Source organism: Nocardia sp. NBC_01377, assembly GCF_045040005.1.
GTDB lineage: Bacteria > Actinomycetota > Actinomycetes > Mycobacteriales > Mycobacteriaceae > Nocardia > Nocardia noduli.
This window is the reverse complement of the sequence record NZ_CP109566.1, coordinates 5,301,995-5,328,704: the sequence shown is the minus strand read 5'-3', so window position 1 is coordinate 5,328,704 and position 26,710 is coordinate 5,301,995. Positions and strand designations below refer to the sequence as shown.

The window sequence follows — 26,710 nt, the reverse complement described above, 5'->3', positions numbered from 1 at the left end:
GGATATGAGCACAGCGACCGAACCCAGCACCGTCATCGCGGCCGCGCAACGACGTGCCGCCGCGGCCCTGCCCTTCGCGGACGAGACGGATCGGGCCGACGCGCGCCGAGGTTTCATCGCGGCGCTCGATCCCGGTGTGGTCACCATGGCCGACGGAACCGTGGTGTGGGACAGCGATTCCTACGAATTCCTGCGTGAACCCTGCCCGGCGTCCGTGCATCCGGGCCTGTGGCGGCAATCCGGGCTGGTCGTGGAACAGGGACTGTTCGAGGTCACCGAGGGGATCTATCAGATCCGAGGGCTCGATCTGTCGAATATGACGCTGGTCGAAGGTGATTCGGGTGTCGTGGTGATCGACCCGCTGCTGTGCGCCGAAACCGCCGCCGCCGGGCTCGCGCTCTATCGCGCGCACCGCGGTGACCGGCCGGTGACCGGGCTCGTCTACACCCATTCACACGTGGACCATTTCGGCGGCGCGCTCGGCGTCACCACGGAGGAGGAAGTCGCGGCGGGGCGCTGCCCGGTACTCGCCCCGGCGGGTCTCCTGGAACACGCGGTGGCCGAGAACGTCTACGCCGGTGCGGCGATGGCCCGGCGCGCGGCGTACATGTACGGCGCGGTGCTGCCGCGCGGTCCACTCGGACAGGTCGGTGCCGGTCTCGGGCAGACCACCTCGCTCGGCACCGTCACCCTGATCCCGCCGACCGTCGACATCGTCGAGACCGGTCAACGGGAGATCGTCGACGGGGTGCAGATGGTCTTCCAGGTCACGCCGGGAACCGAGGCGCCCGCTGAGATGAATTTCCACCTGCCCGACCATCGGGCGCTGTGCATGGCCGAGAACGCCACGCACACGCAGCACAATCTGCTCACCCTGCGCGGCGCGTTGGTGCGTGATCCCCATGTCTGGGCGAAATACCTGACCGAATCCATCAACCTGTTCGCCCGCGACGCCGACGTGGTGTTCGCCTCGCACCACTGGCCGACCTGGGGTACCGATCGGCTGGTGGAATACCTTGCGCTGCAACGAGATCTGTACGGCTATCTGCACGACCAGACGGTGCGACTGCTGAATCAGGGCTACGTCGGCGCCGAGATCGCCGAGCGTTTCGCACTGCCGCCCGCGATCGATGCGGCCTGGCACACGCGCGGTTTCTACGGTTCGGTGAGCCATAACGTCAAGGCGATCTACCAGCGCTATATGGGCTGGTTCGACGGGAATCCGGCCACGCTGTGGGAGTATCCGCCGGTCGAATCCGCCGAGCGGCACGTGGAATTCATGGGCGGCGCCGACGAGATACTGCGCAAGGCCCGGGCGTCCTACGCGGCGGGTGACTACCGCTGGGTGGCACAGGTCGTCAACTACGTGATCTTCGCCGATCCGGATAATTCCGCGGCGAAGGAATTGCAGGCCAGCACCTTCGAACAGCTCGGCTACGGCGCGGAGAACGCGACCTGGCGCAATTTCTACCTCAGCGGCGCCTACGAATTGCGGTACGGCACCTTCGGGACGCCGACCACGCCCGAGTCCCCGACGGCGCTGGCGGCGCTGAGCACCGAGCAGATCTTCGACGCGCTGGCGCTGCGTGTCGACGGCCCCGTGGCGTGGGGGCACCGGCTGGTGACCGACTGGCATCTCGTCGACGAGGACCGCACCCACCGGGTGGAACTGCGCAACGGCCTGCTTGTCCACTACGACCGGCCCGACCACGTGAAGATGCCCGACCCGGACACCCTCTTCACACTGACCCGCCGAACGCTGATCCGGGTACTGCTCGCGGGCGACGATTTCGGTGTCGCCGTCGCCGCGGGCGATATCGCCATAGAAGGCGATCCGGTCACCCTGGCCGATCTGGTCGGTGTTCTGGACACCCCCGATCCGGATTTCGCCATCGTCACGCCGTAGGCGACGCGCATCGGTGTGGTCCGCCGCGTCCGTCGATCAGGGCGAGGTGGGCAGCGCGGCGATATATCTGCCCGCGATGTATCGCTGGATCGATCGGACGACCGGGCCGCCGAGTCTCGTGTACCAGGCGCCCGGTCGGGAAAAGGCGGTGACCACCCCGTAGACGCCGTCGTCGGCCGCGTCGTATTCCACCGCGAACAGTTCCTCGCCGATCTCCGGATGACCGGGCAGCGTGCCGTAGGCGAAACCTCTCCGGTCGGACTCCTCTAGCAGGTACACCACCCGGCAGGGGGCGGTGATCGCCAGCGGTCCGACGCCGAGCCGGACCGTCAGCCGTGTGCCGACCTCCGCTGACGGTGTAGTCGCCCCGTGGAAGATTCCGGTGCCCTTCTGCATCCGATAGGCCAGGATCGCCACGCCCGCCCGCTCGAACAGCGCACGTCCCGAACCGATCCGGCGTTTCAGCGTGAAGTGGTGGTACCCCCGCGGCAAGGTGCCCGCCGTCGCGCCGACCTCCGCGTAGGTGAGCGCGTCGCCCGATTCGTTGCTCATAGGCGAATCGTCGTCGCATTCGGGCGGGGAGGGAAGCGCGGGGTATCGAACCGGTCTCCGCCGAACGACCGCACCGGGCCGTCTCACGTTCGGGAACGGTCGTCCTCACCGCGCACCGGCCGGTTTCAGCCGCAACGGTGACAAGTGCAGTAGCGCAAGGGGATCGAGATATTCGCGCGGGGTTCTCGCCCCCGCCTCGCGCCGCAGACCCCAGTGCAGGCAGGCCGCCGCCGCGCACCCCTCGTGCCCGGCGTCCAACTCTCCGATCCCGCTACCGCGCCCGACCCGGCTGCCGATCGAAACCCGCGCTCGCACAGGCTCATACGTCGTCCGCAGCCCGCCGGGATGGTCGATCGACACGACCGGCCTGCCCGCCACCTCCCCGGCGAACACCACGATCCCCGACCCGGCCGCGAGCACATCCTGTCCGGGAACACCCGCGAGATCCACGCCCCGATGTCCCGGTAGCCAGTCCCGGGCCGGTTTGTCGAAGCGGCGCTCCACCTGCGGGCGCGGCCGCAACGGCCAGTCGAATTCGCCGGTGGGCGCCGCCGATGCCGGATGCCAGGAATGCAGCGCTACGGCAACGGCGAGCCCGACCGCGAATCCGGTGGTCCGGCGCGTATTCCAGGCGGTCGACGGGCGCCCGCCCGCTGGATGAAGGGACCGGTCGCCGACGGGGGTTCGGCGTGCCCCGACCCGGATCGCCGTGCGCGTCATCGCGACGAGCACCGCGGAATGCGCGCGACATCGAGGGAGGTGTCGGGAGTCGTCGTCCATGGGATCCGCGCCGGTCCGACGACGCGAAGACGGCAGGGTGCCGCGCGCAGCCAGCCGTCCGGCACGCACGCCGAACCGGCGCACGCCGTCGCGATCCCCGAGGGTGGTTGCGCGACGGCGGGATAGGCCAGGACCAGGGACAACGCGAACATCAGTGGGACGAGCGCGGTCACCGTCACCGAGATACGATTCATGTCTCGACATTCGCCGATCGACCGGCCCGCCGGGGTCGCGAATTGTCGAATGTGGACAACTTTCCGACCTGTGAACACCGCGCGTTTCGCCTGGCCGGGGCATCCGCGCCCGGCCGGTTTAGGTCGCGGGGACCGCGCGTCGTAGACTGATCGAGCGGTCTGTGCTGGCACGGACCGACTTCGCGCGCCGCCCGTGCTTGTTCGTTACGGCGCTGTTCGAACCGGACCTCATTGGAGATCGTTCGGGGCAGCGCATGTGCGGAGCAGGGAATCGCCGGCTGGTCCCGATCCATGTGATCGGGTCCGGTGATTCGGAGGCGCCAGGGCAGTGGATCGCCGATCCGCTGCGTCAACCGGCTAGGAAAGAGAGATACGAGAGCTATGGCTGTCGTAACAATGAAGCAGCTGCTGGACAGCGGCGCGCACTTCGGACACCAGACCCGTCGGTGGAACCCGAAGATGAAGCGGTTCATCTTCACCGACCGCAACGGCATCTACATCATCGACCTGCAGCAGACGCTGACCTACATCGACAAGGCCTACGAGTTCGTCAAGGAGACCGTCGCCCACGGTGGCACCGTTCTCTTCGTCGGCACCAAGAAGCAGGCCCAGGAGTCGATCGCGGCCGAGGCGACTCGCGTCGGGATGCCCTACGTCAACCAGCGCTGGCTGGGTGGCATGCTCACCAACTTCTCCACCGTGCACAAGCGCCTGCAGCGCCTCAAGGAGCTCGAGGCGATGGAGCAGACCGGTGGTTTCGAGGGTCGCACCAAGAAGGAAATCCTCATGCTCACGCGTGAGATGAACAAGCTCGAGCGCACCCTCGGCGGTATCCGCGACATGGCCAAGGTGCCTTCGGCCATCTGGGTCGTCGACACCAACAAGGAGCACATCGCCGTCGGCGAGGCTCGCAAGCTGAACATCCCGGTCATCGCGATCCTGGATACCAACTGCGACCCCGACCTGGTCGACTACCCGATCCCGGGTAACGACGACGCGATCCGTTCGGCCGCCTTGCTGACCAAGGTCGTCGCCTCCGCGGTGGCCGAGGGCGTGCAGGCCAGGGCCGGTGGCTCCGCGAGCGACGACAAGCCGGAAGCCGGCGCGGGTGAGCCCCTCGCCGAGTGGGAGCAGGAACTGCTCTCGCAGGCTGCCCCCGCCGCCGAGGCCGCTCCGGCCGAAGCCGCCCCTGCCGAGGCTGCCCCCGCGGAGGCTGCCCCCGCCGAGGCCGCTCCTGCCGAGACCCAGGCCTGAGACGTACCTGGAACGCGGTATTCAGACACTGTTCCGGCGGTGATCACGAGGCTGTGCCATCGTGATCACCGCTGCCCAGTACTCAGGAGCGTTCGGGCGGACAACAGTCGCCGCCCGTCGCGCACTCTCTCGAAGGAGGCTCGCCACCCATGGCGAACTACACCGCTGCCGATGTGAAGCGGCTCCGGGAGCTCACCGGCTCCGGGATGATGGACTGCAAGAACGCGCTGACCGAGACCGACGGTGATTTCGACAAGGCCGTCGAGGTGCTGCGCATCAAGGGTGCCAAGGACGTGGGCAAGCGCGCCGAGCGCGCCACGGCCGAGGGCCTGGTCGCGGCCAAGGACGGCGTCCTGGTCGAGATCAACTCCGAAACCGACTTCGTCGCCAAGAACGCGGAGTTCCAGACGCTGGCCGATCAGATCGTGGCCGCGGCCGCCGTCGCCAAGCCCGGCGATCTGGACGAGCTCAAGGCGCTGCCGTTGGACGGCAGGACCGTCGACGCCGCGCTGCAGGAGCTCGCCGCCAAGATCGGCGAGAAGCTCGAACTGCGTCGCGTCGTCTCCTACAACGGTCCCGTCGCGACCTACCTGCACAAGCGTGCCACCGATCTGCCGCCCGCCGTCGGCGTGCTGATCGAGTACACCGGCGAGGGTGACGTCGCGGCCGAGGCCGCACGTGCCGCCGCCATGCAGGTCGCGGCCCTCAAGGCCAAGTACGTGACCCGCGACGAGGTGCCGACCGACATCGTGGAGAACGAGCGCCGCATCGCCGAGCAGACCGCTCGCGAAGAGGGTAAGCCCGAGGCCGCGCTGCCGAAGATCACCGAAGGCCGCGTCAACGGCTTCTTCAAGGATGTCGTGCTGCTCGAGCAGTCGTCCGTCACCGATTCGAAGAAGACGGTCAAGGCGCTGCTGGACGAGGCCGGTGTCACCGTGAGCCGCTTCGCCCGCTTCGAGGTCGGTCAGGCCTGATCGACTCGAAAGGCCTCTCGCACGTCGATCCCGATGTGCGAGAGGCCTTTTGCGTGTGTACCGGCCTCCCGTCGGAGAATTACTGAAGCGCGTACGTTTCGAACGTGGTTCCGGATCGTCGCGCAGGCCGCATTCCGCGCGGGGTCGCACGTCCGAGGGGGGCTTCTGTGGCCGCCGAAACCCCGTAAGGCAGGATGGGAGCGCTCTGTGTAGCGCAAACCACTCCGAATTACCGTTGACACCCGAGCCTGCCGAGCGGGCACAGCACCGAGGGAGAAGAGCACCGATGACGGACCCCGGGACCGACCGTCCAGGATATCGCCGTGTGCTTCTGAAATTAGGTGGGGAGATGTTCGGCGGAGGCACCGTCGGACTCGACCCGGATGTCGTGCAGACGGTCGCCGAGCAGATCGCCGAAGTGGTCGAGGACGGCATCCAGGTGGCCGTGGTGATCGGCGGCGGGAATTTCTTCCGCGGCGCCGAACTCGAGGAACGCGGCATGGATCGGGCTCGCTCCGATTACATGGGCATGCTCGGCACCGTGATGAACAGCCTTGCGCTGCAAGATTTTCTGCAGAAGCAGGGGATCGAGACCCGCGTGCAGACCGCGATCACCATGGGGCAGGTCGCCGAGCCCTATCTGCCGCTGCGGGCCAAACGCCACCTGGAGAAGGGGCGGGTCGTCATCTTCGGCGCGGGGATGGGCATGCCCTACTTCTCGACCGACACCACCGCCGCGCAGCGGGCGCTGGAAATCGGCGCCGAAGTGGTGCTGATGGCCAAGGCCGTCGACGGTGTGTTCAACGCGGACCCCCGGGTCGACGCGAACGCGACCATGTACACCGAGATCACCCACAAAGAGGTGATCGAACGCGGTCTGAAGGTCGCCGACGCCACCGCCTTCAGTCTCTGTATGGACAACCAGATGCCGATGCTGGTGTTCAATTTGTTGACGAAGGGCAATATCGCCCGTGCGGTCGCCGGTGAGAAGATCGGCACATTGGTTCGGTCCTGACCCCGCTACCCGCGGATCATGACGATGACGACGCTGTGGAGGAAACGGTCGTGATTGATGAAGCGCTCTTCGATGCCGAGGAGAAGATGGAGAAAGCCGTCTCGGTAGCGAAGGACGATCTCGGGAGCATCCGTACCGGCCGGGCCAACCCCGGCATGTTCTCCCGGATCGTCATCGACTACTACGGGTCTCCGACCCCGATCACCCAGGTGTCGAGCATCACGGTGCCCGAACCGCGCATGGTGGTCATCAAGCCATACGAGCAGTCGCAACTCAATGTGATCGAAACCGCGATCCGGAATTCGGACCTCGGGGTCAATCCCACCAACAACGGCGACATCATCCGAATCTCCGTGCCGCAGCTCACCGAGGAGCGGCGCCGTGAACTGGCCAAACAGGCCAAGGGCAAGGGTGAGGACGCCAAGGTCTCGATCCGCAACGTGCGCCGCAAGGCCATGGACGAACTGTCGCGGATCCAGAAGGATGGCGAGGCGGGTGAGGACGAAGTCGGGCGCGCCGAGAAGGAGCTCGACAAGACCACCGCGAAGTACGTCGGTCAGATCGACGAATTGGTCAAGCACAAGGAAACTGAACTGCTCGAGGTCTGAGGCATCACGGGTGTGGGCGGCGGGCCGGACGACACGGCCGCCGCGTGCGCGCGGATCGGTAACAGCCGAGGACATGCTCGAGTGGGGGACGAACGGAACGACGAGTTGAGCGACGGGACAATCGTGGCCGAGAAAGCCGCCGCGACCGGTGCGGCGAAGGAGCCGAAGCCGGCGAACGGCACACCTGAATCGCCGTACAGGCATTCCGGCGATGCGCCGACCGCCGGACCCCTCGGCGAGGAGCGGGCCGCCGATCTCGGTGCGGCGCCCGCACTCGAACCGCCCGCTCTCGCGCCCGCCGAATCGTCCCCGGTCGTTCCGGACGGGGACTCCGCACCGTCCACCGAGTCGGTCGTCGCCGAACCCGGTCACGCGGCCGAACCCCAGCCCGCCCCCTCGGGCTCGCGAGCGGGCCGCAATCTGCCCGCCGCGCTCGCGGTCGGATTCGGCCTCGGTCTGTCGCTCATCGCGATCCTGCTGTTCGTTCCCAAGGTGTTCATCGCCGTGGCGGGCACGGCGGTCGGTGTGGCGACCTGGGAGGTCGCCAAGCGGCTGCGCGAGGCCGATGTCCTCGTCCCGAGGATTCCGCTCATCGTGGGTGGTCAGGCGGTGTTCTGGCTGGGCTGGCCCTACGGGGCGAGCGGCGTCGCCGGGGCGTTCGCCGGAACCGCGCTGGTGTGCATGGTGTGGCGGCTCTTCGATCACGGACTGCGGACGGCGCCGCGAAATTTCCTGCGCGACACCGCGATCACGGTTTTCACCCTCGCCTGGATCCCGCTGCTGGCCTCTTTCGCGACCCTGCTGCTGCTCGAACCCGACGGCAATCTGCGGGTGCTGACCTTCATGATCCTGGTCGTGTGCTCCGACGTCGGCGGTTATGTGGCCGGTGTGCTGTTCGGCAAGCATCCGATGGTGCCGTCGATCAGCCCGAAGAAGTCCTGGGAAGGGTTCTGCGGATCGCTGCTGTTCTGCGTCATCGGCGGACTCCTGACGGTGACGTTGCTGCTCCAGGCCAATTCGATGGTCGGTGTCGTACTCGGCGTCGGTCTCGTCGTGGTGGCGACCGTCGGCGATCTCATCGAATCGCAGATCAAACGCGAACTGGGCATCAAGGACATGGGGACGCTGCTGCCTGGGCACGGCGGCATCATGGACCGACTGGATTCGATGCTGCCGTCGGCCTTCGTCTCCTGGCTGGTTCTGTCCACCCTGATCTGACCCGCGAGGACAGTCGGCGGGCTAGTGCTTGGCCGCGCGCCGCAACTGCATGATGCGCACGCCGCCGACCAGCGCCATCACCAGCGCGCCCCCGATCACCGACAGCAGTACCGCGACGCCGATCGGCAGATTGAATTGCCAGAAGAACAGGCTGACCCGGATGCTCTCCAGGTTCTGCAGGATGAAGATCAGCAGGATGATCAGGATCAGCGCGCCCGCGACCAAGCCGACCCACGCGTAGCCGGTGCGGGAGGAAATCGACTTCTTCGAAGTGACCGTCGGCGTCTGCGGTGGCTGGAACGCTTCGGGGTCGGGGAGATCGTCGGCATTGGTAGACATGACTGAATCATTGCCGACGGCTATTGCCGACGCGGGTATTTCGCCTGGACGAACTCCATGTCCCGCTGGTCGCTTCGGCCTGAATGTGCGCGCGGACGTGCTGATGAGAGAATGGGTGGACTATGACCGTCTCCCTGCCCCTCGTTTTCGATGCCCCGCGCCGTGGCATGCCCCCGCGGCATCTCGCCGATCTCGACGCGGACGGACGGAAGGCGGCGGTCGAGGCGCTGGGTCTGCCCAAATTCCGTGCCGACCAGATCGCCCGGCAGTACTACGCCAGGTTGCAGGCCGACCCGGAGCAGATGACCGACCTGCCCGCGCCGGTGCGGGAGAAGGTCGGCGCCGCGCTGTTCCCGCCGCTGCTGTCGGTGGTCAAACACATCACCTGCGACGCGGGGGAGACGCGCAAGACGCTCTGGCGCGCCGGTGACGGCACGCTGCTGGAAAGCGTGCTCATGCGCTATTCCGACCGCAATACGCTGTGCATCTCCAGCCAGGCGGGGTGCGGTATGGCCTGTCCGTTCTGCGCGACCGGTCAGGGCGGGCTCACGCGCAATCTGTCCACGGCCGAGATCGTCGACCAGGTGCGCGCCGCCGCGGCGGCGCTGCGCGACGGTGAGGTCGCCGGCGGCCCCGGGCGACTGTCCAACATCGTGTTCATGGGCATGGGTGAGCCGCTGGCGAACTACAAGCGGGTGGTCGACGCCGTCCGCCGCATCACCTCGCCCGCCCCGGACGGACTCGGCATCTCCCAGCGCAGCGTGGTCGTCTCCACCGTCGGGCTGGCTCCCGCCATCCGCAAACTCGCCGACGAGGGCCTCTCGGTGACGCTGGCGGTCTCGCTGCACACCCCCGACGACGAATTGCGCGACACCCTGGTTCCGGTGAACAGCCGGTGGCCGGTGGCCGAGGTGCTCGATGCCGCGAGGTACTACGCCGACAAGACCGGCCGCCGCGTGTCGATCGAATACGCGCTCATCCGCGATATCAACGATCAGCCGTGGCGTGCGGACATGCTCGGCCGGAAACTGCACAAGGCCCTCGGCTCGCGCGTCCACGTCAACGTCATCCCCCTCAACCCCACCCCGGGCAGCAAATGGGATGCCAGCCCCAAACCGGTCGAACAGGAATTCGTGCGCCGGGTGAACGAACAGGGCGTGCCCTGCACCGTGCGCGACACCCGCGGGCAGGAGATCGCCGCCGCCTGCGGCCAACTCGCCGCCGAGAACTGATTCCCTGCGCTTCGGACGGGTCCCGAGCGTTAGGACTACACTCCTTAGGGGTATGGTCCTAACGCTCGGGGAGGTCCTGGATGATCGCGAAGCCCCATCACGTATTCGGCCGCTTCGCGGAGTGGGACGGCCTCGTATCGTTCGCGACGCGAACGACGTCGTCGGCGCAACTGGGAATCGTCAGCGGTCGACGGCGAATGGGAAAGACCTATCTCCTGCGCGCGCTGGTCGGGGAGGTCGGTGGGTTCTACTTCGGGGCGACGACCGCGACGGCGGGGGAGTCCTTGCGGCAGTTCGGGGCCGCGCTCGCCGAATTCACCGGAGCGGAGGTGCCGGTCTCGTTCGAGAGCTGGGATCACGCGGTGGTCTATCTGTTCGGTCTGGCGGCGCGCGACCGCGCGGATGCGCCGCTACTCGTGGTGATAGACGAGTTCTCGTACCTGGTGAAAGCGGTGCCGGAACTGCCGTCCTTGATCCAGCGGGAGATCGATCGGTTCCAGGTCGAGGCCAGCGGCGTCCGGTTGCTGCTCTGCGGGTCCGCCATGTCGGTCATGGGCGGGTTGTCGGCCGGTGCCGCGCCGCTGCGCGGGCGTGCGCAGATGGAGATGGTGGTGCGCCCGTTCGGGTATCGCGAGGCCGCGGAGTTCTGGGGGGTGCGATCCGACCCGGCGTTGGCGGTACGACTGCATGCCGTGCTGGGCGGGACACCGGCTTACCGACGGCAGTTCTTGGCCGACGATGTTCCCGCGACGCTGTCCGACTTCGATCCGTGGTTGGCGCGCACCGTGCTGTCGCCGCTGAGTCCGCTGTTTCGAGAGGCGCGCTACCTGTTGGCCGAAGAAGCCGAAATCCGTGATACCGCGCTCTACCATTCGGTGCTCGCCGCTGTGGCCCACGGCAACAACACTCGTGGCGGCATCGCCGGTTACATCGGCCGCAAGGCGGTGGACATCTCACACCCGCTCTCGGTGTTGGAGGACTGCCACCTGTTGGTGCGCGAGCAAGACGTGTTCCGCGCGGGCAAATCGGTGTACCGGATCACCGAACCGCTCATCAACTTCTACGAGGCCGTGATGCGTCCGTCGTGGGCGCGGTTGGAAAACGGCCAGGCACAACAGGTGTGGGCCAGATCGGGGGAGCGGTTCGCCGCTCAGGTCACCGGTCCGCATTTCGAGGCCATGTGTCGGGAGTTCATGATCGGGGACGGCATCGAAATGCTCGGATCGGAGGCCGGATTCGGGGAGGTCGGTTGTGGAATCGTTCCCGACTCGGCGGCTCGTACGCAGATTCAGGTCGATGTGGCCGTTGTGCAGCCGGGCAGTGGCGGTCGGAAAGCGGCGGTGTCGATGATGGGCGAGGCGAAGTGGGGAGTGACCATGGGCGTCGGCCATGTGGATCGACTCGTGCGTGCCCGTGACCTGTTGGCGGGTGGCGGAGTGGACGTATCGAATTGTCGGCTGGCCTGTTTCAGCGGCACCGGATTCAGTGACGCGCTGCGTGATCGAGCCGAGCGGGATCCGCACGTACTGTTGGTCGGACTCGGGCAATTGTACGGTTCGAAGAACGGATGATTCGGTCCGGAGGGCGATGATCGACCGGATGAGAGTCGCGTGTGGGCGGTGTACAGTGCGCGACGGGCGGCAGATACGGTCCGCCGTACGCGGCAGTGCGCTGCCGGGGGAACTGATCGGAAACGCTCGAGGGGGATGACCCGGTGCTGCGCGAGGGTGAGGTGTTCGCGGGTTTCACCATCCAGCGACTGCTCGGGCAGGGCGGGATGGGGGCGGTGTACCTGGCGCGGCATCCGAGGCTGCCGCGCCTGACCGCGTTGAAGCTGCTGAATCCGGAGTTGTTCTCCGACGACGAGATCCGCGCGCGGTTCGAGCGGGAGGCGGATCTGGTCGCGCGGCTCGACCATCCCAATCTGGTGACCGTCTTCGACCGGGGTGTCGAGGACGAGCAACTGTGGATCTCCATGCAGTACATCGACGGTGTCGACGCCTCCGGTGTCGATCCGCGCACGTTGCCGCCGCAGCGGGCCGCGCAGATCGTCGCCGAGACGGCGGCGGCGCTGGACTACGCGCACGCCATGGACGTCCTGCACCGCGATGTGAAACCCGGCAATATCCTGCTCGCCAGAGGCGCGGGCCAGGAACGGGTGCTGCTCACCGATTTCGGTATCGCCCGGCCACGCGAGGATGTCGGGCACCTGACCAAGACCGGAAGTTTCACCGCCACCCTGGCCTACGCGGCACCGGAACAGTTGACCGGCGGGCATCTGGACCATCGCACCGATCAGTACTCACTGGCCTGCACGCTGTACTGGCTGCTGAGCGCGACAGTGCCGTTCGATTCACCGCACGCGGTGCAGGTGATCGAAGGACATCTGCGCAAACCGCCGCCGCCGATCACCGGTCATCGACCCGACCTGCCCGCGGAACTGGACGCGGTACTCGGGCGCGCGCTCGCGAAACGGCCGACCGAGCGCTTCGACAGCTGCGCCGAATTCGCGGCGGCGGTGCACGCGGCGTTGAGCCGGAACGGTTCTCGGACGGGGACCGCGTCACGGTCGATGCCGAGCCGGTCGATGCCGAGGGCGGTGCCCGCGGTGGACCCGCACGCTCGGCAAGCAGGAGCGGGTCCGGGAAATCCGCCCGCTCCGCGCGAAGTCGGCGGCACGCCTGTCGGCGGCGGAGCGTGGGGGCAGGGGTATGCGGTGCCGGGGCACCCGTCACCGATGCCGCCGAACGCGCCGATGGTCGGAGCGCCGAACCGGATTCCCGGGCGCGCCCCCGCTCGAGGTCCCCAGGCCGTTCGACCCTCACACGGCGGTGTGCGTCCCGGCCCGCCGCCGGTTCGCCCTCCGGCCCCGCGCCCACCCCGGCGGCGCAACGGTGTGACGATCGTGCTCACCGTGTTCGGCGTCATCGGCGCACTGTTGGCGGGGTGCGCCATCTTCGCGTGGCAGGACGAGACCACCTGGGTCTCGCAACTGACGGGCCGTTCGAAAGGCCACCAGGATCTGTCGGCGATGTCCGCGGCCTTCCCGCGGATGTTGCCCGCGGGTAATCGTGACACGGGCACGGGGTACGAAGGCGCCACCTGCTCACCCGCGGCGAAATGGAACGACTGGCGGTCCAAGACGGGAGACAAGGCCGCGTTGGACCACTGGCGTGCGCGGTGGGAGTGCCTGTTGGGAAGTGGCACCACGTTGGCCTATACCTTCTACGCCTATGAATCCGAGGACGCGGCGCGGCGGGCATTGAGCGCGTTCCAGGCCGTGACCGACGATCTGGGAACCAGCACCACCGGCACTCGCACCGACCACCGGGTGATGTACAACGGCGGCTACGCCCTCGACGATCATCCGATGATCGTCTCGACGTTCGACGACCCGTCACGTGCTCGCTGGATAGCAACCTTCGGGCTCGGGTCGGGCGATATGGACGAACTCGTCGAGGAGGTGAAATCCGCCCCATTCAGCTGACCCGTTCGGACCGCTCCACCGGGGTACGTGGCCCGGTTCTCGACCGCCCGGCAGTCGGAGATGGCCCGGGCGGGTACCCCGCGTATCAGCCGCGATTCTTGGCCGGACGGTTGGTCGCCGCCCTGCGCTCGGCATCCCTCGCCTTGACGCGTTCGCTCTCCGCGCGCGTGGCGGCATGCGTTTCGCGCTCACGTACGAGCCAGGCGGGCGGATCGGCGAGCAGTGTCTCGATCTCGTCGGCGGTCATGGCGTCGGCGACGTCGGCGCGAGCCAATCCACTGTTGGATATACCGAGTTTGCGAGCGACGACATCGCGCGGGAAGGGCCCGTTGCTGCGCAGTTCGGTCAGCCACTCGGGCGGATCGGTGCGCAATTTCTCCAGGTCGGCGCGGGAGATCTCGGCGGCGCGGAATTCCTCGGGGGTCGCGGGGAGGTAGATGCCGAGCTTGTTCGCCGCCGTCAGCGGCTTCATGGTCTGCGGTTTCTTCTCCTGGCTCACCCGGCGAGTTTAATCGACGCCGCGCGAACCTTTCGCCACCGCGGGCCGACCTCGACGCGGCCTGTCCGATTCGCCGCAGGTCGAAGCGGCTAACCTTCATGCAATGAGCCGGTTCGACTCGATCGACGTGACTCGCGTGCGCTGGTTCGCCGCGGTCGCCCAGGAATTGCATTTCGCGCGGGCGGCGAAATCGCTGAACACCTCCCGGCAGCGGCTGAGTCGCACCGTCCTCGATCTGGAAGAGGAACTCGGCACGAAACTGTTCGTGCCGGGAGCCCAGCCGACCGAACTGACCGAGGACGGGCGCGAATTCCTCGCGGCGGCTCCCGGGTTGATCGACGCCGCCGAAGCATCGGCCGCGCAACAGGCTCCGGACACCGACGCCGGGTTGCGCGTCGGCTTCGCGCCCGGGGTGACGGTGTCCAAGTGGACCAGGATCTGGGGTGAACGTTTCCCGGAGACCCCGCTGCGGGTGGTCGCGCTGACGGCGGCCGACCAGGAGGACGCGCTGCGCGAGGACCGCGTCGACATGTGCTTCGTTCGCCTCCCGATCGATCGGGACGGCCTCAACGCGATTCCACTCTACCGGGAGGTGCCGGTGGTCGTGGTGCCGAAGGATCACCCGATCTCGGTGTTCACCGAGGTCAGCACGGCCGACTTGGCCGACGAGCGGATGCAGGAGACCCACGCGATCGATGACGCGGCGGTCACCCTGGAGATGGTCGCCGCGGGCGTCGGCCACGCCGTCGTCCCGCATTCCATCGCCCGCCTGCACGCCCGCCGCGACCTCGTCTACCGCACGGTGACCGATGCCCCCGATACCGAGATCGCCCTGGCCTGGCCCGCGGACCGAACCACCGATCTGGTCGAGGAATTCATCGGTATCGTGCGCGGTCGCTCCGCGCACAGCTCCCGCGCGCCGGAATCACCTCGCGCTCGCCCGGCCCGGACCGAGCGTGTCGCCGCCAAGAAGCCTTCTCCGGCAAAGCATTCTGCCAAGAAGAAGCCGGTGAAGCGCCGCGGTCGCTGAGCCAGGAGGAAACACGAACGCCGCCCTCGCGTGGAGCGGGGCGGCGACGTGGGGGCGATCGGAGTCAGCGAGGTTTGCGCGACAGGATCTTGTCGTAGCCGACGATGCCGAGCAGGGCGACGGCGAAGCCGACGAGGAAGATGTCCTCGACGCGGCCCTTGTGATTGCCGACGAGCATCGCGAGCAGGATGATCGCGACGACGACGGCGGCGATCTTGAAGGTGCGCGGCGACTCACCGCTCCAGCCCCACGCGGCCGAAGGAACTTCGGCGGTATCGACATGGGAGACGAGGGCGCGCTCGGTGTTGGCGGGTTCGAGTTCCGTGGCGGCCACGATCGCTCCTTAGCTCGAGGTTCGGGGTGATCCCGATTCCGGGTACTTCACCGATATCGTGGCATACGACCGTCCGTCGTAGCCAGCGACCCTGCCACAATGGGCCGGTGTCCGACATCGTGAGAGTTCTGCTGCTCGGCAGCACCGGATCCATTGGCACCCAAGCGCTCGAGGTGATCGCCGCGAACCCCGACAAGTTCGAGGTGGTCGGGCTGGCCGCGCGCGGCGGCAACGCCGAACTGTTCGCCGCGCAGATGGCCGCGACCGGAACTCGCAACGTCGCGATCGCCGATCCCGCGGCCGCGCGGGCGCTCGATGTCGAACTCGGCGGTCCGGACGCGGCCACCGAACTGGTGCGTCGCACCGAGGCCGATGTGGTGCTGAACGCGCTGGTCGGCTCGCTCGGTCTCGGCCCGACCCTGGCGACCCTGGAATCGGGGACCCGATTGGCGCTGGCGAACAAGGAGTCGTTGGTCGCCGGTGGGTCGCTGGTGACGCGGGCGGCGGCGCCGGGCCAGATCGTCCCCGTCGATTCGGAACATTCGGCACTGGCGCAATGTCTGCGTGGCGGGCGCGCCGAGGAAGTGGACCGGCTCGTTCTCACCGCGTCCGGCGGCCCGTTCCGCGGGTGGACCGCGCAGATGCTGGAATCGGTGAACCCGGAGGAGGCGAAAACGCATCCGACCTGGTCCATGGGCCCGATGAACACCCTGAACTCGGCGTCACTGGTGAACAAGGGCCTGGAACTGATCGAGACGCACCTGCTGTTCGGCATCCCGTACGACCGGATCGATGTCACCGTGCACCCGCAGTCGATCGTGCACTCGATGGTCACCTTCACCGACGGTTCGACCCTGGCCCAGGCCAGCCCGCCCGATATGAAGTTGCCCATCGCCCTCGCCCTGGGCTGGCCGCACCGGGTGCCGGGGGCGGCGGCCGCGTGTGATTTCGGCACGGCGTCGACGTGGACCTTCGAACCCGTCGACACCGAGGTCTTCCCCGCGATCGACCTGGCCAGGCAGGCCGGTGAGGCGGGCGGCAGTGTCACCGCCGTGTACAACGCGGCCAACGAGGTCGCGGTGCAGGCGTTCCTCGACGGACATATCCGCTTCCCGGAAGTCGTGCGTACCGTCGTGCGGGCGGTCGAGGCGGCGTCGCGGTGGCGCGCCGAACCCGAATCGCTCGCCGATGTACTCGCCGCGGACAGCTGGGCGCGCGAATACGCCGGTGCGCTGATCAGCGCGTGATCACGGTCGCTCTCGAGGTGTCGACCGGCGCTCGGGCGTCCGGAGCCTGCCGCGCCTGGCAGACTGTGACGTGAGGTCGGTCTGCGTCCGGTTACTGTGGTCGGGTGTTCGCGGCCGGAACCGGATGCGGGCGTGGTCGATGATCGCGGCCGACCGGCGGTCGTGTCGAGGCGAGCTGCGTAACGCAGGAGGGCTGTACATCAATGGTGTTCGCGTTGGGTTTCGCGTTGTTCGCCCTCGGTATCACGATTTCGATCGCGCTACACGAATGCGGGCACATGTGGACCGCACAGGCGACCGGCATGAAGGTGCGCCGCTATTTCATCGGCTTCGGCCCCAAGGTGTTCTCGTTCCAGCGCGGTGAGACCGAATACGGCCTCAAGGCGCTGCCGCTGGGCGGTTTCTGCGATATCGCGGGAATGACGGCGCTCGACGAACTGGCGCCGGAAGATCTGGACCGCGCGATGTACCGGCAGTCCACCTGGAAACGCCTGGTCGTCATGTCCGGCGGTATCGCGATGAACTTCCTGCTCGGCTTCCTGCTGGTCGCCGTGCTGGCCATCGGCTGGGGACTCCCGCGTTTCGATCAGCCGCCCGCCACCGCGCTCGGCACGATGGGCTGCGTTCCGCAGCAGAACCCCGACGGCACCACCCAGCCGTGTACCGGCACCGGACCGGCGCAACTGGCGGGCCTGCGACGCGGCGATGTCGTCGTGAAGGTCAACGGCGTGCCGGTCGACACCTGGAAGGAGTTCCAGGCCGAGACCCAGAAACAGACCGGCCCCTTCAGCTACACCGTCGATCGCGACGGACAGACGCTCACCATCCCGGTCGATCCGGTCCGGGTGATGCGCTACCCGGCAGACGGCGGGCCCGGCAGGGAGGTCAGCGCGGTCGGTGTCGGCGCCGACTTCTACGAGCCGGTGCAGTACGGCGTGCTCGCGGCGGTCCCGGCCTCGGTGGCGTTCACCGGCGACATGTTCGTTCGCACCTTCCAGTCGCTGGCCCAGATGCCGCAGAAGGTCTCGGCGCTGTGGACCGCGGTCACCGGTGGCGAGCGCGATCCGGAGGCGCCGATCAGCGTGTACGGCGCGAGCCGCATCGGCGGCGAGACCGCCGAACGCGGGCTGTGGAGCGTCTTCATCCTGATGCTGGCCAGCCTGAACTTCTTCCTCGGCGCGTTCAACATCCTGCCGCTGCTGCCGCTGGACGGCGGCCATATCGCGGTCGTGCTGTACGAGAAGATCCGCAACTCCATCCGTGGCTGGAAGGGACTCGCCCCCGGCGCGCCGGTGGACTACCTCAAACTCTTGCCCTTGACCTACGTCGCGGTGGTGATCGGCGGCGCCTACATGGTGCTCACCCTGGTCGCCGACATCGTGAATCCGGTCAAACTCTTCTGATCGGTACCCCCTCGCGGCCCGACCGTGATCGATTCCACGTGGGCAACGGGGGGACACCGGCCTGTCAGCACGCATGTCATCGCTCTCACAGGGCGACGTCGGGAAATGCGCGACTAAGCTTGGCAGGCGAACGGCACGCTCACAGAATCACGCTCAGGGAACGCAGGAAAGAAGGCAGCCGAAAGTGACCAGCACAATCGGATTGGGGATGCCCGCCGCACCGGCGGCCGTTCTCGCGCCCCGCCGAAAGACCCGCCAGTTGATGGTGGGCGGTGTCGGTGTCGGTAGCGACCACCCGATCTCCGTGCAGTCGATGACCACCACCAAAACCCACGACGTCAACGCGACGCTCCAGCAGATCGCGGAACTGACCGCGTCCGGCTGCGATATCGTCCGCGTGGCCTGCCCACGGCAGGAGGACGCCGACGCGCTCGCCACGATCGCGCGCAAATCGCAGATCCCGGTGATCGCCGATATCCACTTCCAGCCGCGCTACATCTTCGCCGCGATCGACGCGGGCTGCGCGGCGGTACGGGTCAACCCCGGCAATATCAAGGAGTTCGACGGCCGCGTCGGCGAGGTGGCCAAGGCGGCGGGCGCGGCGGGCATCCCCATCCGCATCGGCGTCAACGCGGGCTCGCTGGACAAGCGCATGTTGGAGAAGTACGGCAAGGCCACCCCGGAAGCGCTGGTCGAGTCGGCGCTGTGGGAGGCGAGCCTGTTCGAGGAACACGGGTTCGGCGATATCAAGATCTCGGTCAAGCACAACGATCCGGTGATCATGGTCGAGGCCTACCGACAGTTGGCGGCGCGCTCGGACTACCCGCTGCACCTCGGCGTCACCGAGGCCGGTCCGGCGTTCCAGGGCACGATCAAATCCGCGGTCGCGTTCGGCGCGTTGCTCAGCGAGGGCATCGGCGACACCATCCGGGTCTCGCTGTCCGCGCCGCCCGCCGAGGAGATCAAGGTCGGCGGGCAGATCCTGCAATCGCTGAATCTGCGCCCGCGCAAACTCGAGATCGTCTCCTGTCCGTCCTGTGGACGCGCACAGGTGGACGTGTACACGCTGGCCAACGAGGTGTCGGCGGGGCTCGAAGGCATGGAGGTGCCGCTGCGCGTCGCCGTGATGGGCTGCGTGGTGAACGGTCCTGGCGAAGCGCGCGAGGCCGATCTCGGTGTCGCCTCCGGTAACGGCAAGGGCCAGATCTTCGTCAAGGGTGAGGTCATCAAGACGGTGCCCGAGGCGAAGATCGTCGAGACCCTCATCGAGGAAGCCCTGCGAATCGCGGAGCAGATGGGTGAAGAAGCGTCGGGTGAGCCGGTGGTCACCGTCGGCTGAGTCCGGAAATGTGGCCGCGCGCGGGTCGCGTGGCCACGCCACGGAAAAAGTTCTTTTCGGATGCGCATACCGCAGTCGCGGTTTTCATGGCAGGCTGTCGATGTGCGGAGTCTGCTCGAGCCGACGCGACGGGCGAAATTCGCCCCCGCGCGTCAGCTGGCGAACCGAGATCTGGCACAGGTTCTCCGTGTCCTCGACACCGATCCCGTGGCGTCGTGCATGGTCGCGGCCCGACTACAGGAATTCGGTCTCGACGCGCGCGCCGGGACCGGTGAACTGTGGAGCCGAGGCGGCCCGAGCGAGTCCCTGTGCTTCTCCGGCGCCAATCTCGTTCCGTTGCTCGGTGACCAGGCGGCCCTGCGGGCCTTCGCCGACCGCGCCGCGCGCTGGCCCCGGATCTGTTCCTCGGTGGTCGGCAGGCAGGAACTGGCGCTACCGCTGTGGGAGATGTTGGCGCACCGGTGGGGCCCGGCCCGCGAACTACGCGGTGAACAGCCGCTGCTCGCACTCGCCGAAGCGCCGCTGACCACACCGGATCCGGAAGTGCGTCGGGCCAGACCCGACGAGTTGGACCGCTACCTCGTCGCCGCGATCTCGATGTTCATCGAGGAGGTCGGTATCGACCCGCGCGCGGGCGACGGGGGTCGCGGCTACCGGCGACGGATCCAGAGCCTGATCGAATCGGGTCGCGCCTGGGCGCGTTTCGATGACGGCGAGGTGGTTTTCAAAGCCGAGGTCGGGTCGTTGTCCCGGCGCACCGGCCAGATCCAGGGCGTGTGGGTGCATCCCGACCATCGCGGCCACGGCCTCGGCACCGCGGGCACCGCCGCGATCGCCTCCGCGATCGTCGCGTCGGGCCGGACCGCGAGTCTGTACGTCAACGACTACAACCGGGTGGCCAGGCGGGCATACGGCCGCGTGGGGTTCCGCCAGATCGCGACGTTCGCCACGGTCCTGCTCGACTGAATCCCGCGCGACCGAATCGCGGCACACCGACACCGATTTGCCGCGTGTCGACACGAAATCCGCGTATTTCGCGGATGTTTGCCGATTGTTGGCTATACGATCGGTGTCGATGTGGACCCGCATGCTCGTTCCGCCCGCGATCATCGCGTTCGGCATCGCGGCCGCAGGCGCGACAGGCTGCTCCGCGGGCTCGCAGGGCCCCGTTCCCGCCGCCGACGCCTTCGTCGCCGCGTTCGCCGACCACGATGTCGATCGGGCCGCGCGCCTCACCACCGTCCCCGAGAAGGCCGCTGCCGCAATGGATTCGGCCTGGACGAAATTGCAGGCCGAATCCATGACCGCCGAGACCGGCGCGGCCAGGGTCAGCGACGACACCGCGACCGTCGAATACACCTACGAGTGGAAACTGCCCAAGAATCGGATCTGGCGCTACACCGGTCAATTGCAGATGGGGCGCAGCGACGGTCGCTGGGTGGTGCGCTGGGCGTCCTCGGATATCCATCCCCGCCTCGGTGATACCCAGACCATGGTGCTGCGCGCGAATCCGGCGCCACGCGCGCGCGTCAACGAATCCTCCGGCAGTGATGTGATGGTGCCGGGCAAGGTCACCCGGGTGGCGTTTCGGGCCGCGACCGCGACGGACGCGAATTCGGTGTCGAACGCGTTGGCGGCGGCCCTGTTCCGTTTCGACGAGCGGTTGACCCCCGAGAACATCCTGCGCTCCGCGCGTGCCGCCGACGGCACCTATACCGTGGCGCTGCTCGACGAAGTCGAATACGGCGAGGTCGGCGCCCAGTTGCTCGGTCTATCCGGCGTGACGCTGACCCAGGAATGGGATCTGGTACCCACCGAGCGTGGGTTCGCTCCCGATCTGCTCGCGCAGGTGCGCAAGACGGTGATCGAGGAGGTGGACGGCAAGGCGGGGTGGAGCGTGGTCACCATGAACTCCAACGGCGTCGACACCGACGTGCTGAAAGAGGTTCCGTCCCAGCCCGCCCCGTCGTTCGCGCTCAGTATCGACCGGTTCGTGCAGGCGGCGGCGCAGCGGGCCGTCGACGTGCCCACCGAGCAGACCATGATGGTGGTGCTGAAACCCTCCACCGGCGCGGTGCTCGCCGTGGCCCAGAACAAGGCGGCCGACCGTGACGGTCCGGTGGCGACGATCGGACAGTATCCGCCGGGTTCGGTCTTCAAGACCGTGACCGCCGCCGCGGCCATGTCGACAGGTCTGGCCACCCCGGACACCATACTGCCGTGTCCGAGCCGAATCACGATCGGTGAGCGCACCATCCCCAACTACAACCTGTTCGGCGTCGGCAGCGTGCCCATGGCGACCGCCTACGAACGTTCCTGCAATACCTCCTTCGCGGAACTCGCCAGCGAATTGCCCGGCTCCGCTCTGCACGACACCGCCGCCAAACTCGGGGTCGGCCCCGGCTATTCCGTGGTCGGGTTGCCGACCGCGTCGGGTTCGGTGCCGCCCGCCGACGATCTGGTGCAGCGCGCGGAGGACGGTATCGGCCAGGGCAAGGTGGTGGTGAGCCCGTTCGGCATGGCGGTGATGGCCGCGACGATCGCCAGGGGCACCGCGCCGGTGCCGTATCTGATCGCCGGTCGGCCCACCGTCGTCGACGGTGATCGGGCCGCGCTCACCCCGGAGGTCATCGACGGATTGCGGCTGATGATGCGCAAGGTCGTCACCGGCGGTACCGCCGAACGGATCGTCGATCAGGGCGAGGTGTACGGCAAGACGGGGGAAGCCGAGGTCGAAGGCGGATCGCATTCGTGGTTCGTCGGCTACCGCGGCGATATCGCCTTCGCCACGCTGCTGGTCAGGGGCGGCAGTTCCGACAACGCGGTGGGCGTGACCCGGGATATGTTCGCGATGCTACCGCCGGACTACTGATCGAGTCCGGGAGTCTCAGGCCCGGCGCAGCGTGGCCGCGAGGTGGTGGGTCAACGGTTCGCCGACCGCGGCCATGCGCAGGGTGTAGTCGATGGTGTCGCCCGCGAGGGTGAACGACCGGCCCAGCGCGGTGACCAGTTTCGCGGTGCTGCTGCGCCCGATGCTGGTCGAATCGAATTCCATCCGCAGCGAGCCGTCGCTGACGACGAGCCCGCCTTCGCAGATCTCGGTGATCCCCGTCGGGTGGGCCAGGATCAATTCGACGTGGTCGGGGCTCGGGCAGCGCAGGTAACCGGTTTCGGCGTGCATCGGTCTGCTGCCGTCGGCGGCGCGGGTGCGCTGCCGATAGGTGAGGAAGGGGCGGCCGAGGTGGCCGAACCGCACTTCCTCCAGGTAGTCGAAGGATTCGATGGTCGGGTACACGCCGTGCCCGCCACCGCGCCAGATTCCGAGCAGCGGCGCCAGCGGTGCGATATCCGGATGGGGGGCGACGGACGGTTGAGGTACCACGCGCGAGAGCATACTGCGCACGGCGGCCCCGGTCGCCCCCTGAACGCGGAGTCGGCCGAACCTGTCCGTTTTATCGGATTACTCGGACTGCTCCCGGCCCGGCCTCGCCGCCCAGCTCCGCGACCATGTCCAGAGCGGTCGCATGGCCGCGGCGAGTTCGGTGCCCGCCGCGGTCAGTTCGTAGACCTTGCCGGGCGTTTTCACTATCAACCCCGAGGTCTGGAGATTGTGCAGGCGGACCGAGAGCACACTCGACGAGCACTGCCCCATGCGGCGACGCAACTCCAGGAAGCCCAGCGGCGCCGGTTCCAACTCCCAGAGCACGCGCATCATCCACCGCTGGCTCAGCAGCTCCATGACCGCCAGCACCGGTTCGTCGGCCGGGTCGGCACGGCCCCTCGGCGGTTTGGCTCCGCTTGCGCTTCTCATTTCGAACTACGATAGTGATTCTGATTCAGAAGCATTGCCATGGGTCGACCGACGACAGGAGGGCCGAGGGTGGGTACGACGGACAACACGGGACGGCGGATCGTCCTGATCACGGGAGCTTCCAGGGGAATCGGCGCGGAAACGGCGCGCGTTCTCGCGGCACGCGGCGACCACGTCGTCATCAACTATCGGGAGAAGCGCAAACGCGCCGACGACCTCGCCGAGCAGATCGCGGCGGCGGGCGGCAGCGCGTCGGTCGCGGGCGCCGATATCGCCGAACCCGACGCCGCGCGCACCCTGATCGACCGGGTCGTCGCCGAATTCGGCGGCTTGGACGTACTGGTACTCAATGCCTCGGGCGGGCTGGAACGCGACGCGGCCCCCGGATACGCGATGGCGATCAATCGCGACGCGCAGCGGCGATTGGTGCGAACGGCGTTGCCGTTCCTGCGATCCGGCGGCCGGGTCGTCTTCGTCACCAGCCATCAGGCCCACTTCCACGGGCGCAAACCGGTGCCCGCCGACTACGAGCCCATCGCGGCGAGCAAACGCGCGGGCGAGGACGAACTGCGCGCGATGATCCCGCGACTGGCCGCGCACGGTGTCGATCTGCGCGTGGTGTCGGGGGACATGATCGACGGCACCATCATCGTCCGACTGCTGGAGCGCAGGAATCCGGACGCGGTGTCGGCGCGCAAGGAACACGGCGAACTGCCGACCGTGGCCGAATTCGCCGCCGCCGTGGCCGCCGCGACCGAAGGCGTCGCGGAGTCGGGGCACACCGTATACGTCGGCGGACCCGACTACCTGGCACTTTCGGCTACCTGACGATCGAGCGTCCCATACCTCGAATTCCCGCGATTCGTGGTTCCGACGGGGCGGACATGGGGGACGAACGGGTTGTCCGCTGGGTTTCCGGTACGCGTTCGGTCACATTTAGGAGACGATTTGTTGATGTCGGAGACCGATGAACGGGCGACGCGGGCGATGAGTGGTACCGGCGATCATTGGCTGGTGCCGGGCAAGGAAATGGTTGTCGCGGTGTGCGGTGGGTTGACCCACGACGGTCATCCGATGCTGGACGCCGCGGGCCAACTCGCGCGTCTGCACGAGATCCGTGAGCGCACACCATTGTCCGAGGCCGAGGGGATCGATCGGCGGCGGCTACAACTGGTGCGCAGCATCGACCGATGGATGACGTTGACGACCCCGGTTCCCTATCACGAGGTCGGCACCTTCGACGCGACGGTAGGACAGGTGGTCGACCGGCTCGCCGAACGCGTCACCCAGGTCTGCGTGACGTTGGCCTACGCGCCGGATTCGGTGGTCGACACCGCGTGGTCGCGAGTGTACGAATTGGCCGACGCCTACCAGGATCTGGTGGACGGCCTGTGCGCGGGCACCCACCGGGTCCCGGACGCCTCCTAGCGACCGCGTCCGAAGATCCGCATGCCGCGTCCCTTCTTCCGGGGAAGGGTCGCGTAGACCATGGTCATATCGGCGAAGACCTCGGCCTCCTGTTCGCGTTCGGCGCCGAATTCGCCACGGCCGAGCGCGTGCTGGATCGACAGCGACGGGAGCAGGGCCGCGAGCGTCGTCGGCAACGGCGCGGTCGGCTCGTCCTCGGATCTCCCGTGGCCGAGCAGCATATGGCCGATCTCGTGCAGGATGATGTGGTCGGCATTGCGTTCGGTGGCGTCGGCGTCGTAGACGATGATGTCGTCGTGATTGCGGGCGATCCACAGCCCTTTGCCGCGACAACCCCGCTCCGCGAGCATTTCCGAGGGAACCTGGCGCAGCGAGATCGAGCGTCCGCGATGGGCCGCGACCGCGGCGAGATAGGCGTTCACATTCCAGGGATAGGGGAGGGGCACCGCCCGGGTCGCGTCACCGATGCGTGCTTCCATGCTGGTCATCCGGGCCCACCTTACCCATCCGGTTGCGCGGCGTCATCTCCGCATTTCGGACATGACCGCCGCGCCGCGTCGGGCCGTTCGGTCATTCCTCCCGTTCGGGTTCCGGTATCGGAACCGCCTCGGCGGCAGGTCTTTCGCCGTGCGAAACCCGGATCACCAGGTAGTTCACCACCCACAGGGCAGCGCCGATGGCGAGCAGTATCCCCGCGATGACGTACTGATCGGTATTGCGATCCGTCCACGGCGTCACGAGGAATCCGCAGGTGATCGCGCCGACCACGGGCAGCGCCGTCGGCGTGCGGAAATGCTTGTGCTCGACGGTGTCCCGGCGCAGCACAAGCACCGCCACGTTCACGATGGTGAAGACGGTGAGCAGCAGCAGTGCCGTGGTTCCGCCGAGTTCGGGCACCTCGCCGACGAACAGGATCAGTCCCAGCGCCAGCACCGTGGTGAACGCGATGGCCAGATGCGGGGTGCGGCGGTAGGCGTGCACCGCGCCGAGCGGACGCGGGATGACGCCCTGGCGTGCCATGCCGTAGAGCAGGCGGCTGGCCATCAGCATATTGATCAGGGCCGAATTGGCGACGGCGAACATGGTGATGAACGCGAAGATATGCGTCGGGAAACCCGGTGCTCCCGCTTCGACGACCTTCAGCAGGGGCGTATCGCCCTGTCCGAGTTCCTCGGCGGGGACCAGCGCGATCGCGGTGATCGACACCACGACGTAGATCAGGCCGGTGAGCAGTAGTCCCGCCAGCAGGACCTTGGGGAAGATCCGGCTCGGTTCCTTGCACTCCTCGGCCATGTTCACCGAATCCTCGAAGCCGACCATCGCGTAGAAGGCCAGCGTGGTGGCGACGATGACGCCGCCGAGCGCGCTGCGGTCGCCGGTGTCGAATTCGACGATGCGCCCGAAATCACCGTTGCCGAAACCAAGCGCCCACAACCCGATGACGATGACGATCAGCAACCCGCTCAACTCGACGCAGGTGAGCACGACATTGAGTTTCACGCCCTCGGCGACGCCGCGCAGATTGATCGCCGCCACGACGAGGATGAAGGCGAGCGCGACGAGGGTGACGCCGATCCCGGTGCTCAGATCGAACTCGAAGGCCTCGGCGAAATTCGCGGCGAAGGCGCGCGACGCGGTGGCTGCCGAGGTGATTCCCGAACTCATCACGGTGAAGGCGACCATGAAGGTGAGGAAGTGGACGCCGAACGCCTTGTGCGTATAGAGCGCGGCGCCCGCGGCGTGCGGATATTTCGTCACCAGCTCCAGGTAGCTGAACCCGGTGACCAACGCGACCAGGAACGCGACGAGGAACGGCACCCACACCGCCCCGCCCACCTGATTGGCCACCTTGCCGGTGAGCGCGTAGATGCCGGTACCGAGGATGTCGCCGATGATGAACAGCAACAGCAGCCCCGGGCCCATCACCCGTTTCAGTTCCGGTTCGGGCGTGGTTCCCGAACCGGCGGTCACGTCGGCCATACGGTGTCTCCTACAGGTCGTGAACAGATTGTGGGGATACCCATTTCTCTCGCAAACCAGTCGCGGTCGGTGACCGCGCG

27 protein-coding genes are annotated in these 26,710 nt (G+C 67.5%); 17 read left to right on the top strand and 10 right to left on the bottom strand.

Features of this window, described 5'->3' with window-relative positions:
- The first annotated feature begins 4 nt into the window (after positions 1-4).
- Positions 5-1,906: an alkyl/aryl-sulfatase gene (locus OG225_RS24485; protein WP_405177440.1), complete on the top strand. Its 1,902-nt coding sequence runs from the start codon at positions 5-7 to the stop codon at positions 1,904-1,906.
- A 36-nt stretch (positions 1,907-1,942) separates the two neighbouring features.
- Here OG225_RS24485 and OG225_RS24480 read toward each other — a convergent pair whose 3' ends face one another.
- The 3 genes from OG225_RS24480 to OG225_RS24470 all read right to left on the bottom strand — a co-directional run bounded on the left by OG225_RS24480 (position 1,943) and on the right by OG225_RS24470 (position 3,432).
- Positions 1,943-2,458 (bottom strand): DUF1990 family protein, encoded by a 516-nt coding sequence (locus OG225_RS24480; protein ID WP_405177439.1) that lies wholly within the window; start codon positions 2,456-2,458, stop codon positions 1,943-1,945.
- A 105-nt stretch (positions 2,459-2,563) separates the two neighbouring features.
- Positions 2,564-3,178 carry a M23 family metallopeptidase gene (locus OG225_RS24475; RefSeq protein WP_405177438.1) on the bottom strand — a complete coding sequence of 205 codons (615 nt, stop codon included), beginning with the start codon at positions 3,176-3,178 and terminating at the stop codon, positions 2,564-2,566.
- Positions 3,175-3,432, bottom strand: coding sequence for a hypothetical protein (locus tag OG225_RS24470; RefSeq protein ID WP_405177437.1), 258 nt, complete (start codon positions 3,430-3,432; stop codon positions 3,175-3,177). The genes OG225_RS24475 and OG225_RS24470 overlap by 4 nt, the downstream gene beginning before the upstream one ends.
- A gap of 381 nt (positions 3,433-3,813) precedes the next feature.
- On the opposite strand from OG225_RS24470, the gene rpsB reads away from it, so the two are divergent.
- The 5 genes from rpsB to OG225_RS24445 all read left to right on the top strand — a co-directional run bounded on the left by rpsB (position 3,814) and on the right by OG225_RS24445 (position 8,501).
- On the top strand, positions 3,814-4,686 hold the full coding sequence (gene rpsB / locus OG225_RS24465; protein WP_109529624.1) for a 30S ribosomal protein S2: 873 nt from the start codon (positions 3,814-3,816) through the stop codon (positions 4,684-4,686).
- 149 nt (positions 4,687-4,835) lie between these two features.
- The gene (gene tsf, locus OG225_RS24460; RefSeq protein ID WP_405177436.1) at positions 4,836-5,660 is read left to right on the top strand and encodes a translation elongation factor Ts; all 825 of its coding nucleotides are present in this window, start codon (positions 4,836-4,838) and stop codon (positions 5,658-5,660) included.
- Between the two features lie 286 nt (positions 5,661-5,946).
- The gene (gene pyrH, locus OG225_RS24455; protein WP_109529622.1) at positions 5,947-6,675 is read left to right on the top strand and encodes a UMP kinase; all 729 of its coding nucleotides are present in this window, start codon (positions 5,947-5,949) and stop codon (positions 6,673-6,675) included.
- Between the two features lie 50 nt (positions 6,676-6,725).
- The gene (gene frr, locus OG225_RS24450; RefSeq protein ID WP_216910760.1) at positions 6,726-7,283 is read left to right on the top strand and encodes a ribosome recycling factor; all 558 of its coding nucleotides are present in this window, start codon (positions 6,726-6,728) and stop codon (positions 7,281-7,283) included.
- Positions 7,284-7,364: 81 nt separating this feature from the next.
- Positions 7,365-8,501 carry a phosphatidate cytidylyltransferase gene (locus OG225_RS24445; RefSeq protein ID WP_405177435.1) on the top strand — a complete coding sequence of 379 codons (1,137 nt, stop codon included), beginning with the start codon at positions 7,365-7,367 and terminating at the stop codon, positions 8,499-8,501.
- Positions 8,502-8,522: 21 nt separating this feature from the next.
- Here the strand turns inward: OG225_RS24445 and OG225_RS24440 are convergent, their stop codons facing one another.
- Complete coding sequence (locus tag OG225_RS24440; protein ID WP_405177434.1) at positions 8,523-8,840, bottom strand: lipopolysaccharide assembly LapA domain-containing protein; 318 nt, start codon at positions 8,838-8,840, stop codon at positions 8,523-8,525.
- 122 nt (positions 8,841-8,962) lie between these two features.
- On the opposite strand from OG225_RS24440, the gene rlmN reads away from it, so the two are divergent.
- The 3 genes from rlmN (at position 8,963) to OG225_RS24425 (ending at position 13,559) form a co-directional block, all read left to right on the top strand.
- Positions 8,963-10,072 (top strand): 23S rRNA (adenine(2503)-C(2))-methyltransferase RlmN, encoded by a 1,110-nt coding sequence (gene rlmN / locus OG225_RS24435; RefSeq protein ID WP_216910766.1) that lies wholly within the window; start codon positions 8,963-8,965, stop codon positions 10,070-10,072.
- A gap of 80 nt (positions 10,073-10,152) precedes the next feature.
- Entirely contained in the window at positions 10,153-11,643 is a 1,491-nt protein-coding gene (locus OG225_RS24430; RefSeq protein ID WP_405177433.1) for an ATP-binding protein, read from the top strand.
- Positions 11,644-11,786: 143 nt separating this feature from the next.
- Entirely contained in the window at positions 11,787-13,559 is a 1,773-nt protein-coding gene (locus tag OG225_RS24425; protein ID WP_405177432.1) for a protein kinase domain-containing protein, read from the top strand.
- Between the two features lie 85 nt (positions 13,560-13,644).
- Here the strand turns inward: OG225_RS24425 and OG225_RS24420 are convergent, their stop codons facing one another.
- Positions 13,645-14,058, bottom strand: coding sequence for a DUF5997 family protein (locus OG225_RS24420; protein WP_216910772.1), 414 nt, complete (start codon positions 14,056-14,058; stop codon positions 13,645-13,647).
- Between the two features lie 103 nt (positions 14,059-14,161).
- Here OG225_RS24420 and OG225_RS24415 point away from each other — a divergent pair, with 103 nt between their 5' ends.
- Positions 14,162-15,088: a LysR family transcriptional regulator gene (locus OG225_RS24415; RefSeq protein WP_405177431.1), complete on the top strand. Its 927-nt coding sequence runs from the start codon at positions 14,162-14,164 to the stop codon at positions 15,086-15,088.
- 64 nt (positions 15,089-15,152) lie between these two features.
- Here OG225_RS24415 and OG225_RS24410 read toward each other — a convergent pair whose 3' ends face one another.
- Positions 15,153-15,422: a DUF2631 domain-containing protein gene (locus tag OG225_RS24410; protein WP_216910776.1), complete on the bottom strand. Its 270-nt coding sequence runs from the start codon at positions 15,420-15,422 to the stop codon at positions 15,153-15,155.
- A gap of 107 nt (positions 15,423-15,529) precedes the next feature.
- On the opposite strand from OG225_RS24410, the gene dxr reads away from it, so the two are divergent.
- The 5 genes from dxr to OG225_RS24385 all read left to right on the top strand — a co-directional run bounded on the left by dxr (position 15,530) and on the right by OG225_RS24385 (position 22,283).
- Positions 15,530-16,669, top strand: coding sequence for a 1-deoxy-D-xylulose-5-phosphate reductoisomerase (gene dxr, locus OG225_RS24405; protein ID WP_405177430.1), 1,140 nt, complete (start codon positions 15,530-15,532; stop codon positions 16,667-16,669).
- Positions 16,670-16,872: 203 nt separating this feature from the next.
- A complete protein-coding gene (locus OG225_RS24400; RefSeq protein ID WP_405177429.1) occupies positions 16,873-18,072 on the top strand; it encodes a M50 family metallopeptidase in 1,200 nt (399 codons plus the stop codon).
- A gap of 184 nt (positions 18,073-18,256) precedes the next feature.
- Positions 18,257-19,411 (top strand): flavodoxin-dependent (E)-4-hydroxy-3-methylbut-2-enyl-diphosphate synthase, encoded by a 1,155-nt coding sequence (gene ispG, locus OG225_RS24395; protein ID WP_216910780.1) that lies wholly within the window; start codon positions 18,257-18,259, stop codon positions 19,409-19,411.
- A gap of 102 nt (positions 19,412-19,513) precedes the next feature.
- Positions 19,514-20,377: a GNAT family N-acetyltransferase gene (locus OG225_RS24390; RefSeq protein ID WP_308165291.1), complete on the top strand. Its 864-nt coding sequence runs from the start codon at positions 19,514-19,516 to the stop codon at positions 20,375-20,377.
- A 109-nt stretch (positions 20,378-20,486) separates the two neighbouring features.
- The gene (locus OG225_RS24385; RefSeq protein WP_405177428.1) at positions 20,487-22,283 is read left to right on the top strand and encodes a penicillin-binding transpeptidase domain-containing protein; all 1,797 of its coding nucleotides are present in this window, start codon (positions 20,487-20,489) and stop codon (positions 22,281-22,283) included.
- A gap of 15 nt (positions 22,284-22,298) precedes the next feature.
- Here OG225_RS24385 and OG225_RS24380 read toward each other — a convergent pair whose 3' ends face one another.
- Together OG225_RS24380 and OG225_RS24375 are read right to left on the bottom strand one after the other, a co-directional pair.
- Entirely contained in the window at positions 22,299-22,805 is a 507-nt protein-coding gene (locus OG225_RS24380; RefSeq protein WP_216910906.1) for a peroxynitrite isomerase, read from the bottom strand.
- Positions 22,806-22,871: 66 nt separating this feature from the next.
- Complete coding sequence (locus OG225_RS24375) at positions 22,872-23,222, bottom strand: winged helix-turn-helix transcriptional regulator (protein ID WP_405177427.1); 351 nt, start codon at positions 23,220-23,222, stop codon at positions 22,872-22,874.
- A gap of 69 nt (positions 23,223-23,291) precedes the next feature.
- Here OG225_RS24375 and OG225_RS24370 point away from each other — a divergent pair, with 69 nt between their 5' ends.
- Both OG225_RS24370 and OG225_RS24365 read left to right on the top strand, forming a co-directional pair.
- On the top strand, positions 23,292-24,050 hold the full coding sequence (locus OG225_RS24370; RefSeq protein WP_405177426.1) for an SDR family oxidoreductase: 759 nt from the start codon (positions 23,292-23,294) through the stop codon (positions 24,048-24,050).
- Between the two features lie 126 nt (positions 24,051-24,176).
- Positions 24,177-24,650 carry a hypothetical protein gene (locus tag OG225_RS24365; protein WP_405177425.1) on the top strand — a complete coding sequence of 158 codons (474 nt, stop codon included), beginning with the start codon at positions 24,177-24,179 and terminating at the stop codon, positions 24,648-24,650.
- Here OG225_RS24365 and OG225_RS24360 read toward each other — a convergent pair.
- Positions 24,647-25,138: a hypothetical protein gene (locus OG225_RS24360; protein WP_405177424.1), complete on the bottom strand. Its 492-nt coding sequence runs from the start codon at positions 25,136-25,138 to the stop codon at positions 24,647-24,649. The genes OG225_RS24365 and OG225_RS24360 overlap by 4 nt on opposite strands.
- A gap of 82 nt (positions 25,139-25,220) precedes the next feature.
- Entirely contained in the window at positions 25,221-26,630 is a 1,410-nt protein-coding gene (locus tag OG225_RS24355) for an APC family permease (RefSeq protein WP_405177423.1), read from the bottom strand.
- Positions 26,631-26,710: the final 80 nt, after the last annotated feature.